The organism is Hyunsoonleella sp. 2307UL5-6 (genome assembly GCF_047345485.1).
Lineage (GTDB): Bacteria > Bacteroidota > Bacteroidia > Flavobacteriales > Flavobacteriaceae > Jejuia.
The window spans coordinates 66,756-80,905 of the sequence record NZ_JBLFEN010000010.1; the positions used below are offsets into that span (position 1 = coordinate 66,756).

Sequence of the window (14,150 nt, forward strand, 5' to 3'; positions counted from 1 at the left end):
CGATGTAGTGTTAAAAACTGCTGTTAATGAGATAATAAGTTTTGCTACTTAAACCCATTCAACCCCGTAATATCTAAGCCAGTAATTAATAAATGAATATCATGCGTGCCTTCATAAGTAATTACACTTTCAAGGTTCATCATATGGCGCATAATACTATATTCACCTGTAATACCCATGCCACCAAGCATCTGTCTTGCTTCTCGGGCAATAGTGATAGCCATATCCACATTATTACGTTTTGCCATAGAAATTTGTGCTGAGGTTGCAGTATCATTTTCGCGCATTACGCCCAGTCTCCATGCTAAAAGTTGGGCTTTAGTGATTTCTGTAATCATTTCAGCAAGTTTCTTTTGTTGTAGTTGAAACTGCCCAATGGGCTTACCAAATTGCATACGCTCTTTGCTATAACGCAATGCCGTATCATAACAATCCATGGCAGCACCAATAGCGCCCCAAGCTATACCATATCGTGCAGAATCTAAACAGCCTAATGGCGCACCTAAACCAGATTTATTAGGTAATAGGTTTTCTTTAGGCACTTTCACATTATCAAAAATAAGCTCACCAGTAGCTGATGCACGAAGCGACCATTTGTTGTGCGTTTCTGGGGTTGTAAAGCCTTCCATACCGCGTTCTACTATAAGTCCATAAATTCTACCTTCTTCGTTTTTTGCCCAAACTACAGCTACTTGTGCAAAAGGCGCATTACTAATCCATAGTTTTGCACCATTTAAAAGGTAGTGATTGCCCATATCTTTAAAATTAGTCGTCATGCCTCCAGGGTTACTTCCATGATCTGGTTCGGTGAGTCCAAAACAACCCATCCACTCACCACTGGCTAATTTTGGCAGGTATTTTTGACGTTGCTCCTCATTCCCATATTTCCAGATAGGATACATCACTAAAGACGATTGTACGGAAGCTGTGGAGCGCACGCCAGAATCGCCTCGTTCAATTTCTTGCATGATTAAACCATAACTAATTTGGTCTAAACCTGCACCGCCATATTCCAAAGGGATATAAGGCCCAAAAGCACCAATTTCTGCTAAACCTCCAATAATGTGTTTTGGGAATTCTGCTTTTTGAGCATACTCTTCTATAATGGGGGATACCTCACGTTTTACCCATTCTCTAGCTGCACCTCTTACTAGTTTGTGCTCATCAGTAAGAAATTCATCTAAATTATAATAATCTGGTGCTTCGAATAGATCTGGTTTCATTCTACGTGATTTTTAAATAAGTTTTATCTCAAATTTAAATAATCTTTCATCATGATACCGTATTTTTACAGGTAAATCTTTATTTCTCTTTACCTTACTTTGTAAGTGCTTTTAGTATTAAGCACTTTAATACATAATTTAAATTAAACTTATGTCACTTTTTAAAGTCTAACTGAAATAACCACTTATCATTTTCAGAGCGGTTTAATTTAAAGTCTACAAAAATGAAAATTTTTTTTAAAAGTATTTTGATGTGTTTCATAGTATTAATGAATGTCCAAATTCTTTTTTCGCAAAACAACAGACCTAATATTTTACTAATAATTGCCGATGATATGGGTATTGATTCTACACCAGGTTTTGGTATTGAAGAAGATCTACCTGTCACACCAACATTGAATGCGCTACGCGAGAATGGATTAGCGTTCACCAATTGTTGGGCGGCACCGCAATGTACTCCAACTCGAGCTGCAATTATGTGCGGTAAATATGGTGTTAAAACAGGTGTCATGAGGCCACCTTTAAAACTGGACCCAATACATACATCAGTATTTACTAAAATTGAAGAAGATAGTGATACAGATTATAGTATGGCGGCTATTGGTAAGTGGCATATAGGAGGTAATGATCCGAGTGATTACAGTCATCCAGCAGATTCAGGTGTGCCTTATTACGAAGGATTATTTACAGCGCAAGTGGATGATTACTACAGTTGGACAAAGGTGAATAATGAAGGCAATGAAGAACAAGTTGATGACTATTACACTACACATATAACGGATAGTGCCATATCTTGGGTAGGCGAGCAAACTCAACCTTGGTTTTTATGGTTAGCGCATGCTGCACCACATGTTCCTTTTCAAGTCCCACCCGCAAATACCTACACAACCAATCCTGTTGATGATAGATCAACCTATTTGGCAACGATTGAAAATATAGACTATGAAACCAATAGACTTTTGAATAGTATGGATAGTGAAACTCTTGAAAATACCGTAATTATTTTTATTGGAGATAATGGAACGCCTGGTCGTGCGAATGAGTACTTTCCTAGTGGACATGTAAAATCTTCATTATATGAAGGCGGTGTGAGAGTTCCAATGATTATTTCTGGTAAGTCTGTAGAACGCGTTAACGAAGTTGAAGAAAGCCTGACACAAGCTACCGATTTACATGCAACTATATTAGAATTAGCTGGTGTTGAGGTGCTAGGAGGAACATTTAATAGTTTTAGTCTTAAACCAGCATTATCATTCGAAAATCAAATTCCAAGAGCAGTCAATTATATAGATTTTGAAAGTGGTGGGGCTCAATCCTGGGCCACTAGAGATGATACTTATAAATTGATTGAAGATGAAAATGGGAATCAGGAGTTTTATAATATTGTAGCCGATTTAAAAGAAGAAAACGATTTGTTATTAGGTACACTTTCCGCCCAACAACAAAACATAAAAACCCTACTTGAAGAAGCGGCTCAGGTATTTAGAGGAGATTGGGCATGTAATGATGGTATTCAAAATGGAAATGAAACGGTTATTGACGATTGCGATAATAATTGCGGGGTTACAGATGTTTTATCTTCAGATTATATAGACTGCTGCGGCACACCTTCAAGTCCAAGTGTTTATTACGAATTTATTGAGGGTACCCAAAGGGTAGTGTATTCTAATAATTATCCAAACCATGATTTTTGTTATGTTTCTACAAGAATTCCAGAACCGTATTACAGAGATTATCGTTTCGATTTGATTCCAGAATTGTCTAATGAAATTACAAGTTTAACAAGAACAAATGGCAGGCCGGTTAACTTTTTTGGTATTAGTATAAATGGCGTATATATGATGCCGGCTCCAGCAACCCCTTTTATTTTTGTAAATGAAAATACAGGTCAGTACAATTGGGATTGGGTTTTTGAACCCACAACCAACGTTGGTCAAGGTCGTGATTTTGTGGGTTTAGATTGTGCTTCTGCCCATGTTAATCCTAATTCGGGATATCATTATCATGGTAATATGTTTGAATTTGTAGAAACCATTGAACCTGGAATCTCTACTACAACCACAATACCTGAAGTACCATTACATGTAGGTTGGGCGTCCGATGGATTTCCTATTTTATATAAGTTTGGGCCAGATAAGGATGGAAATATCAAAGCATTATTGCCTAGTTTTCAACTAAAAAGTGGTTTAAGACCTGGAGATGGCATTGAAGCGCCCTGTGGTCCATATTCCGGAAAATACACCAATGATTTTGAATATATCGCTGGTAAAGGCGATTTAGACGAATGTAACGGTATTGAAGCTAATATCACTTTAAACACCATAAGTAATGGCGAACAAACTTTTGAATATTATTACGTGGTAACTGAAGACTTTCCTCAAATTTCAAGATGTATGAAAGGAAATTTTAGCGATGATTTTATAAGTGCGTCGCCCTCATTAAATGGTGATGTAGATAACGATAATGATGGCTTTGTAAGTGTTTATGACTGTGATGATACTAATGCGAATATAAATCCATTAGCCACAGATGATCCTAATACCGCTATTGATGAAAGTTGTGGTAATGCTTTAAGTACTCAAACATTCGATTTAGAACAAGCGGGTTATTACCTCACTAGCAATCCGAATGACGGCAATTTTTCTATAATCTCAACAAATTCATATGCTTTTAATACGCAATTATATTCCTTGACTGGCAAATTATTGAGCACAAATACTGGTTTAGGAGTTTTAGAGTTTATAAATATTGGGCCTTCAGGTATGTATCTTTTAAGTATTTTTAAAGATGAAAATAAAGTTGGAACAGTTAAAATTATAGTGAAATGAGGTTTTTAATACTGTCTTTTTTGTTACTGATTAATATGAATGATGATACCATTCATGATTCTGTTAAAGCGACCTTTAATGTTATAAAAAAAGGTCATGTGATCATGCTCGAAATTGACTTTAATACTCATGATTTTTTGAAAGTAAATCACTCTGAAGGTCCTACTATTTCTAAAGATGTGTTTGCAGACTATTTAAACAACACGACGAGTTGGGAAATTGATGGTGTAGATATCACACCTCGAGTATTAAGCATAAAATCCAATGGACATCACACTAAAATTGTTTGCTTTTTATCTAAAGCCTCAAAAAGCGATATCCAATCCATTAATATTACAAATCAATTTTTAATGGATGTAGAATCCCATATTAATGTTATTAAAGTGGATGTCAATAAAACGTTTAGAGATTTTAAAATGGATAAAAATCGGCAGGAGCTATCTATTACATTTTCAAATAAAAATCCTTAGTCAACTCAATATATTCTTTGGTGTATTTATGCCTTTCGGTTTCAATAATCAATTCTTTTATTATGGTATCGTTTTTATGGTATGAGAACTCAATAAGGCTTCGTTTTATAGCACTAGTAGGATTACCTTTAACATGTAGAATACGATTAGGAAAAAGATCAATAAGACTTGCTTCTTCAATAAATTTTTCTTCTTCTTTAAAAGGAATAACAATAGAAAATTTTCCTTTATTGGATAATAACATAATAACTGCAAAAATGATATGTTCCAGTGGCATAGCATCGCTAAAACGTGCTAAATCTCTAGACTTGTCTAGCGTTTTATAATCTTCAGAATAAAAAGGAGGGTTGCAAATGATAAGGTCAAATTTTTCATCTACAGCTTCAATATATTCTAATAACGATGCGTGAAAACAAAATAGCCTGTCATTCCATCGTGAGTTTTCAAAGTTTTCAGCGCATTGTTCAAACGCATCGTCATCAATTTCTATAGCTTCAATTTGTTGCGCATTACTGCGTTGTGCTAGCATAAGACTTAGAATTCCTGTGCCTGCCCCAATATCTAAAATGTTAAAGGGGTGATGTTCAATAGATGTCCACGCACCTAACAGCACACCGTCTGTACCAATTTTCATAGCACATTGATCTTGCTCAACAGAGAATTGTTTAAATTTAAATTGTTTTTTAGACACGATTATTCTTCTAAGTATAAATCAATTAATCCTTCAGGGGTTTCAACTAGAATGGTGTTATTATCTCTGTCTACTTTTACAATAAATTCGTCATTCATCGGGATAAGAATTTCAATACCATCTCTATCAATTTCAAAAAGTGATTGCGCAGTGGAGTCGTTTATGGATTTTAATTCACCTACTGTTCCAAAATTCACATCTTCAATCGTGAATCCAATAACTTCATGAAAGTAAAATTTATCGCCTTCTAATTTTGGTAACAAATCTAGCGGTAAATACAAGCCGCTTTTCATTATGGCATCAGCATCAGCTTCAGCATCAACATCTTCAAATTTTATACGTAGCAGTTCAGATTTATGCAATTGAGAGCTTTCAACAAAAAAAGGAACGAGATTATTTCTTAATTCTAGAAATATAGCATCTAGGTTTTCGTAAATTTCAGGTTGATCCGTATCTAACTTAGCTAACACTTCACCTTTAAAACTGTATTTTTTTACAATTTTACCTAAATAAAAACAATCTTCTTTTTTCATGACAAATATTTTCTTGTCATCCTGAACTTATTTCAGGATCTCATTATCATAATCTATTTATAAGATGTTGAAATAAATACAGCAGGTGCAAAAGTATTTCAAACAAAAAACTCCGATATTGCTATCGGAGTTTAAAAGTATAAAAAATTATTTTTTTATTCTTCTTCGTTTGAAGCAACAGGAGCATCTTCAGTCGCTTCCTCAGCTTCTTCAACAACAGGAGCAGCTGCAGCTATTCTTGCTTCATTAACCGCTTTTTCAGCAGCTAAAGCTTCAGCTTTCGCTTTTGCTTCCGCATCAGATAATCCATCTGCTTTCGCTTGTATTTTTGCTTCTTTTTCTTCTAACCAAGCTTTAAATTTCTCTTCAGCTTGCTCTTCAGTTAGCGCCCCTTTTCTAACACCACCTGCAAGGTGATTTTTTAACATAGCACCTTTGTAAGATAATAAAGTTTTAGCAGTATCCGTTGGTTGTGCACCATTCTGTAACCACTTTACAGCACCATCAACATTTAATTCTACAGTTGCTGGGTTAGTGTTTGGGTTGTAAGCACCTAATTTTTCAAGGTATCTACCATCTCTTTTAGAGCGTGAATCCGCTGCTACGATCCAATAAAAAGGTTTTCCCTTTTTACCGTGTCTTTGTAATCTAATTTTTACTGGCATAATAATTAATTATTTGAGGTTCCCGACCTCTGTTATTAATTGAAAAATTCCTTGAAGTTTTTGCTTCAAGGTTTCAGTTGTAATTGTAATTCCCGAGACATCGGGAATCTCAATAAAGCATTCGAACTATTTTAAATAAATGAAAACAAATTCTTTATTGAGGGCGCAAATATACCTTATTTTTTTAAAAACAAGTGCTTTATTAAGAACGAATTTAAAATAAAAGGCAAACTGGTTCAGGAACTTTATAATCGTGCAAGTAAGTAAGTGTGCCAGCATTTTTATCAATACTAAAAACGGCAATATTCTCAGTCCTCATATTGGCAACCAATAAAAATTTACCTGTTGGATCTATAGTAAAGTTACGCGGCCAATCGCCATGAACAGGCATGCTTTGTATTTTGTTAAGCTTTCCGTTTTTGGTATTACGTTTAAAAACAGCAATAGTATTTTCTCCACGATTAGAACCATATATAAAACGCTCATCTTTAGATATGTGAATATCTGCACATTTATTGAATTCTGTAAATCCAGGCTCTAACGTATTGTCTTCATCAATTTGTTTAAAGCCTTTTTTAGTTCTTTTAATGGTAGTAATCGTAGCACTATATTCGTTAATTAGGTAAATAAACTTGCCATCTTTGGTGAGTTTAAAATGCCGTGGACCAGGATTTCCCTTGGTTTGAATAATCGCGTCAGATTTTAGTTTATAAGCATCGTTTTCTAATATGTATTGGTATACCGCGTTTCTACCTAAATCTGCCACAAATAATTCATCTTTAAAAAATACAGCAGAATGGGCATGAGCTTCCCTTTCTTTTATGTTATGATTAAAAACCTGAGATGCCTCGGCTAAACTACCATCTTCATTCACTGGATAAATAGCAATAGTACCACCAACGTAATTTGATACAGAAACTGCCTTACCATCGTCTCTTATCGAAATATGGCAAGGTCCTTTGCCTTCACTTTGCACTCGAGTTAACAATACTAAACTACCATCATCATGTATCTTATAGGAAGAAATGAATCCACCTTCACTACCATTAGTAGAGTACAAGTATTTTCTATTTGGCGAATAGGTTAAAAATGAAGGATTATCAATGGTTATGGCAAGTTGTAGATCACTTAATTTACCAGTATTTGTGTTGAAATTTAGTTGGTATATACCTTTACTATCTCCTTTAGTGTAGGTGCCAACATACAACTGAGAAGTTTGAGAAAAACAGTGAAAAGAGAATATAAATGCAATAATGTAAATAAATGATTTCATGCTAATGTTAAATATTAAACATCAAATTTATGATAAATTATCTTAAATAATAGCTTATAGTGTTAATCCCTCTTAAAACTATGACAAAACCTGTTAAAACGCTTGACAAAACAGGAGTTTGAGCTTATATTAAGAGTGTACGATGTGAAACAATACGCATCTTTAAATAACCTATTGAAATTTAAAAATGAAAATGATAATATGAATTACACCGAAGAAATTTCAAACAAATTAAATGAATTATTAATTAAGAATTATGATGCTGAAAAAGGGTATTTAAATGCCTCTGATAATGTAGATAGTTCCACATTAAAAATATTTTTTAAGCGAAGAGCTACAGAACGAAGTGAGTTTGCAAAAGAATTAAGAACAGAAATATTGCAATATGGTGAAGAACCAAAAGATTCTGGAAGCTTTTCGGGAACGGTACACAGAAACTGGATGAGCCTAAAATCACTTTTCTCATCAAATGATGAAGAAGCTATTTTGGAAGAAGCTATAAGAGGCGAAAAGGCAAGTTTAGAAGAGTATGATGAAATTTTAAAAGACAAAACGTTACCGCCAAGTATTGATACCATGTTGTTTAAACACAGAAATGCCATTCAATCGGCAATCAATACAGAAAAAGTACATGAAGAGTTAGTATCATAAGATATTAAATTTCGGTTAAGAAAACGCAACCCCTCGGGTTGCGTTTTTTGTTTACAACTGTTTATAACTTCATTTTAAAAAAGTATAAATTCTACCTATTTTTATATGCTGATTAATTTCTAACAATTAAATAAAAAATCCCTCCAATTAGGGAGGTTAGCAAGGGAATGTACTTAATTTTTGATACAGAAACTACTGGATTACCAAAACGATGGGACGCACCAATTACAGATACTGATAACTGGCCAAGGTGTATCCAAATCGCATGGCAATTGCATGATGGTATGGGAAACTGTATTGAAAGTCAGGATTATTTGGTAAAACCAGAGGGTTTTAATATTCCGTATGATGCTGAAAAAATCCATGGTATTTCTACGGAGTTAGCCGATGAACATGGTATACCATTAGCTGAGGTTTTAGAAAAATTTAATGAAGCTTTAGGAAAAACTAAATTCGTTGTCGGGCAAAATGTAAAGTTCGATTTAAACATCATGGGTGCTGAGTTTGTTCGTGGCGTTGTTGAAAACCCATTACAAGACCTCCCTGTTTTAGATACATGTACCGAACATACAGCTGGTTTGTGTCAGATTCCTGGAGGACGTTATGGGAAATTTAAATTACCAACATTAACGGAGTTACATGAGTTTTTATTTAACGCACCTTTTTCAGAAGCGCATAATGCTACTGCCGATGTAGAGGCAACCACACGTTGTTTTTTGGAGTTGATTCGTTTAGGTGAATACACCAAAGAGCAGCTAGATGTTCAGCCTGATTATTTCGAGAGTTTTAAAACTGAGAATCCAGATACCATTCAGCTTATTGGTTTAAAGCACATCAATCTTAAGAAAGAGAGTGCTAAAATCCGCGAGCGTATTGAAAAGGCAAAATCTAGTATTTCTTCTGAAGCTATTCAGAAAAATGCGTCCGATTTAGCCGATGTTAATTTTGTGCATTTACACAATCATTCTCAGTTCTCGGTATTACAATCCACCATGAGCGTTTCAGATATTGTTGCAGCAGCAGCAGAACACAATATGCCAGCTGTGGCATTAACCGATCATGCGAATATGATGGGTGCATTTCATTTTGTAAATGCTGTAAACAAAGCCAATAAAGGCATTAAAGAAAAAATAGCTGAAGCCGAAGCAAACGGAGAAACTACTGATGCTAAACCAATAAAACCCATTGTGGGCTGTGAGTTTTTTGTGTGTGAAGACCATACGGATAAAAGCAGAAAAGATAACGGGTATCAAATTGTACTACTAGCTAAAAATAAAAACGGGTATCATAATTTGGCAAAATTATCGTCACATGCTTTTGTGGATGGCTTTTATTATTTGCCAAGAATTGATAAAAAACTGATTCAGCAGTATAAAGAAGATTTAATTGTACTTACAGGAAATTTATATGGTGAAGTGCCAAGTAAAGTGCTAAATATTGGTGAAAATCAAGCAGAGGAGGCCTTAATTTGGTGGAAAGAAGAATTTGGAGACGATTTGTATGTGGAGCTCATGCGTCACAATCAAGAAGATGAAGATCGTGTAAATCCAACCTTGATAAAACTCGCAAAAACACATGATGTTAAGTTAGTTGCTTCCAATAATACCTATTACAGAAAACAAGAAGATGCTAATGCACATGATATTTTATTATGTGTGAAGGATGGTGAAAAACAAGCAACACCAATAGGTCGCGGTCGTGGGTATCGCTACGGATTGCCAAATCAGGAGTACTATTTTAAGTCTTCTGAAGATATGAAAGCCTTATTTCGTGATGTTCCAGAAGCCATCAAAAATGTACAAGAGGTGGTTGATAAAGTGGAAGCTTTTCAATTGGCACGTGATGTATTATTACCAGCTTTTGATATTCCAGATGAATTTAAACATGAAGAAGATTTAGCAGATGGTGGTAAACGAGGAGAGAATGCCTATTTAAAGCATTTAGTGTATGAAGGGGCCAAAAAACGTTATAGCGAACCCTTATTAGAAGAGGTTACAGAACGACTCGATTTTGAGTTAAGCGTTATTGAAAATACGGGCTATCCAGGGTATTTCTTAATTGTTGAAGATTTTATTCGCGAAGCTAGAAATATGGATGTTTCGGTAGGGCCTGGGCGCGGTTCTGCGGCAGGTTCTGTGGCCGCATATTGTCTTTGGATTACCAATATAGATCCCTTAAAGTACGATTTACTTTTTGAGCGTTTCTTAAATCCAGATCGGATTAGTATGCCCGATATTGATATTGATTTTGATGACGAAGGTCGAGGTCGGGTCATGGATTATGTGATTGAGAAATATGGCTCCAATCAAGTAGCGCAAATTATTACCTATGGCACCATGGCAGCTAAATCGTCTATTCGTGATACAGCGCGTGTATTGGATTTGCCATTGTTTGACGCCGATAGAATTGCAAAGTTAATCCCCACCATGTCTAAATTAGGGAAGATTTTTGGTTTAGATGAAAAGGCACTTGGAAAGAAATTTAGAGCCGAAGATTTAGAGAAAGTTAACGAACTTTTAAATATCGCCGATGGTAGCGATTTGCAAGCTGAAACGGTAAATCTCGCAAGAACGCTTGAAGGCTCGGTCAGAAATACAGGAATTCATGCCTGCGGTGTGATTATTACGCCCGATGATATTACCAAATTCGTACCAGTTTCTGTGGCGAAAGATTCCGATTTGTACGTTACCCAGTTTGATAACTCTGTAGTGGAAGATGCAGGATTGTTGAAAATGGATTTTCTCGGATTAAAAACGCTAACCTTAATTAAGGACACTGTTAAAATCGTAAAAGCAAAGCATGATATTCAACTTGATCCTGAGAGTTTTCCTTTAGATGATGAAAAAACGTATGAGTTGTTCCAACGTGGTGAAACCGTTGGTGTATTTCAGTATGAATCTCCCGGGATGCAAAAGCACCTCCGTGATTTAAAACCTACAGTTTTTGAAGATTTAATTGCCATGAATGCCTTGTATCGTCCTGGACCGATGGAATATATTCCAAGTTTTGTTCGCAGAAAACATGGTGATGAGGAAATAGAATACGATTTACCAGCCATGGAAGAATACCTAAAGGAAACTTACGGTATTACGGTGTATCAAGAGCAGGTGATGTTGCTCTCGCAGAGTTTAGCAGATTTTACCAAAGGTGAAGCCGATGTTCTTAGAAAAGCGATGGGTAAAAAGCAGATTGCCGTACTTGATAAAATGAAGCCTAAATTCATTGAACAAGCCAGTGCAAACGGACATGATGCTAAAATTTTAGAAAAAGTTTGGAAAGACTGGGAAGCCTTTGCCAGTTATGCCTTTAACAAATCACACTCCACATGTTATGCGTGGATTGCTTACCAAACGGCATATTTAAAAGCACATTATCCTGCGGAATATATGGCAGCGGTATTGTCTAATAATATGAATGATATTAAGTCGGTTACCTTTTTTATGGAAGAATGTAAGCGAATGAAGTTAGATGTTTTGGGGCCAGATGTTAATGAGAGTTACTACAAGTTTTCGGTAAATAAAGATGGTGCAGTACGTTTTGGTATGGGAGCGATAAAAGGTGTTGGCCATGGTGCAGTAATGACGATTGTGGATAACCGTAAAGAAGACGGGCATTATAGTTCTATTTTCGATTTCGCAAAGCGAATTGACTTAAGAGCTGCTAATAAAAAAGCTTTTGAGAATTTAGCTTATGCGGGTGGTTTTGATGGTTTTGGCGATATACACAGGGCGCAATATTTTCATGATGATGGCGATGGCATTACCTTTTTAGAGAAAGCGATAAAGTTTGCCCAAAAGTATAAAGAGAATAAAAATTCTGCCCAAATAGATATGTTTGGTGAGCAGAGTAGTGTGCAGTTTTCTGAACCCGAAGTACCACCTTGTGAAGAGTGGGGTACCATGAAAACCTTAAGTAAAGAGCGCGAAGTGGTTGGCGTTTATATCTCTGGGCATCCGTTGGATGATTTTAAAACCGAAATGAAAACTTTTTGCAATGCCACGGTGGGCATGTTTAATACTTTAGAGCCTTATGTGAATCGAGAATTAGTATTTGGTGGAGTGGTAACCGATGTACAACACCGTGTGAGTAAACAAGGTAAAGGTTGGGCATTATTTACTATTGAAGACTATACTGATAGCTACGAGTTTAGAATTTTTGGAGAAGAGTATTTAAAATACCGACACTTTTTATTGCAAAACAATTTTGTATTTGTAAAAAGCTTTGTGCGTGAAGGCTGGACAAATAAAGAAACAGGAAAAAAGAGCGACCCAAGATTACAGTTTAATAGTTTTCAGTTGTTGCATGATGTGATGGAACAATATGCTAAAAAGTTATCGATACAAGTTGATATTAAAGATTTAACCGAACAAAAAATTATTGCTTTGAAAGAACTGTTGCACATGCATCCGGGAAATCAGGCGTTGAACTTTTTAGTGTATGATATGAAAGAAAAGATGAAATTAAGTATGTCTAGCAGACGACAGAAAGTTAAGGTGTCTCAGGAATTATTGAGTGCTTTAGCGGCTCAGGATGTTAGGTTTAAGTTGAATTAATTTTTGTTATTTTGAAGTTGAAACACATATGAAAAAAATCAGTTTTGTCATTTCAACTTTAGTTTTCAATTTAATGTTGAGTGCTCAGATTGTCGATTTTGGAAAGTTCCCATCAGAAAAGAATGGAGAAAAACCAATTGCTACATCTGACTTGCTAAAATCATTAGACTGGGAAAATCTGAGGACATTTAGTGACTTAAATGAAGGACATTATGCTTACGAACAAAAAGACAGTTTACTTACCGAGTACAAGTATGTACAACAAGGTCATGTCTCTTATTTTAAATTGACAAGTTTTAACGGTAAAGTATTGGAATATCGCAGTCATATATCAAGCATATCTAAGGAAACTAACACGAATTATTTTGATAAAAATGCTTGGTTAGAATATGCTCATACATATTTGCCAAACTTAAAGGACTCGTTAAAGTTAACTGTAGCTGAACCAAAGGAACTATTAAAAGCTTACTACAAATTAATAGGTGTAGGTACTAGAGACGAATATGGTTGGATTTGTGAATACTCATCTGCAGGAATGGCAACTGAAAGAAGACAAGCTACCATTCCGTTAATCAGACATGGACGGAGAGACTTATTAGAACAAATAGTTGATTACCCTAATATTCAAGTTCAATTATACGTTACAGACGCTTTGATTTATGATGACCTACAAAATAAAAAGTATATAGAAAACCAAAAAAGCGAACTTGCTAAATTGACTAGTGAACGTGATAGCTTAAAATCTAAAAAAATATTGGACTGGCAGATTGAATCATTAGATAATAGAATTGCTAATAATAAGGAATATACAGAACAGCTCGAAATGGAACTTTTAAGTAAAAGTGATTGGAACAGAATTTATGCTTTAAGAGATAGTAATCAAAAAGTAAAAACGTGTGGAAATAATGGTTCATATAAAATTTACGGAAATTCGACTACAGAATTATTAAGCGAAAAAGCTATATCAGAAATAGAGAAAAGGTATTTTGAACTGAAAAATTTAGGATATTTTCGATAATAAATACGTGTGGCAACAATGGTAATCGTTGCGCAAAGCTCAAAAAAACGTAAATCTCAACTCAAAAGCACCTTTTTAAGGGGCTTTTGAGTTGAGAGACAGTCAATTCTTAGTAAAAATTGATAGTTGTAAAAAGTCTCATTTTAAGTCTCATTATAACTTTTGTGTTTAAAACAAAGTGACGTACTGTTCTTGCATCACTTTTTACTGTTTTTCTTATAAACTTTAAGTACTTTTTAAGGTTA

Annotated in this window: 10 protein-coding genes; 5 read left to right on the forward strand and 5 right to left on the reverse strand. The window is 35.1% G+C overall.

Going from position 1 to position 14,150, the window contains the following annotated elements:
* Positions 1–44: 44 nt before the first annotated feature.
* Complete coding sequence (locus ACKGJY_RS14995) at positions 45–1,223, reverse strand: acyl-CoA dehydrogenase family protein (protein ID WP_413974715.1); 1,179 nt, start codon at positions 1,221–1,223, stop codon at positions 45–47.
* 224 nt (positions 1,224–1,447) lie between these two features.
* On the opposite strand from ACKGJY_RS14995, the gene ACKGJY_RS15000 reads away from it, so the two are divergent.
* Positions 1,448–4,051 carry a sulfatase-like hydrolase/transferase gene (locus ACKGJY_RS15000; RefSeq protein WP_413974716.1) on the forward strand — a complete coding sequence of 868 codons (2,604 nt, stop codon included), beginning with the start codon at positions 1,448–1,450 and terminating at the stop codon, positions 4,049–4,051.
* Positions 4,048–4,521 carry a DUF6702 family protein gene (locus ACKGJY_RS15005; protein ID WP_413974717.1) on the forward strand — a complete coding sequence of 158 codons (474 nt, stop codon included), beginning with the start codon at positions 4,048–4,050 and terminating at the stop codon, positions 4,519–4,521. The genes ACKGJY_RS15000 and ACKGJY_RS15005 overlap by 4 nt, the downstream gene beginning before the upstream one ends.
* Here ACKGJY_RS15005 and ACKGJY_RS15010 read toward each other — a convergent pair.
* The 4 genes from ACKGJY_RS15010 to ACKGJY_RS15025 all read right to left on the reverse strand — a co-directional run bounded on the left by ACKGJY_RS15010 (position 4,496) and on the right by ACKGJY_RS15025 (position 7,683).
* On the reverse strand, positions 4,496–5,155 hold the full coding sequence (locus ACKGJY_RS15010) for a tRNA1(Val) (adenine(37)-N6)-methyltransferase (protein WP_413974726.1): 660 nt from the start codon (positions 5,153–5,155) through the stop codon (positions 4,496–4,498). The genes ACKGJY_RS15005 and ACKGJY_RS15010 overlap by 26 nt on opposite strands.
* A 59-nt stretch (positions 5,156–5,214) precedes the next feature.
* Positions 5,215–5,745 carry a ribosome maturation factor RimM gene (rimM, locus tag ACKGJY_RS15015; RefSeq protein WP_413974718.1) on the reverse strand — a complete coding sequence of 177 codons (531 nt, stop codon included), beginning with the start codon at positions 5,743–5,745 and terminating at the stop codon, positions 5,215–5,217.
* Between the two features lie 155 nt (positions 5,746–5,900).
* The gene (locus tag ACKGJY_RS15020; protein WP_413974719.1) at positions 5,901–6,410 is read right to left on the reverse strand and encodes a 30S ribosomal protein S16; all 510 of its coding nucleotides are present in this window, start codon (positions 6,408–6,410) and stop codon (positions 5,901–5,903) included.
* A gap of 214 nt (positions 6,411–6,624) precedes the next feature.
* A complete protein-coding gene (locus ACKGJY_RS15025) occupies positions 6,625–7,683 on the reverse strand; it encodes a lactonase family protein (RefSeq protein ID WP_413974720.1) in 1,059 nt (352 codons plus the stop codon).
* Between the two features lie 201 nt (positions 7,684–7,884).
* Here ACKGJY_RS15025 and ACKGJY_RS15030 point away from each other — a divergent pair, with 201 nt between their 5' ends.
* From ACKGJY_RS15030 to ACKGJY_RS15040, 3 genes are all read left to right on the forward strand, one after another.
* Positions 7,885–8,334, forward strand: coding sequence for a ferritin-like domain-containing protein (locus ACKGJY_RS15030; RefSeq protein ID WP_413974727.1), 450 nt, complete (start codon positions 7,885–7,887; stop codon positions 8,332–8,334).
* A 167-nt stretch (positions 8,335–8,501) separates the two neighbouring features.
* A complete protein-coding gene (gene dnaE / locus ACKGJY_RS15035; RefSeq protein ID WP_413974721.1) occupies positions 8,502–12,887 on the forward strand; it encodes a DNA polymerase III subunit alpha in 4,386 nt (1,461 codons plus the stop codon).
* Positions 12,888–12,915: 28 nt separating this feature from the next.
* Entirely contained in the window at positions 12,916–13,905 is a 990-nt protein-coding gene (locus ACKGJY_RS15040) for a hypothetical protein (protein ID WP_413974722.1), read from the forward strand.
* Positions 13,906–14,150: the final 245 nt, after the last annotated feature.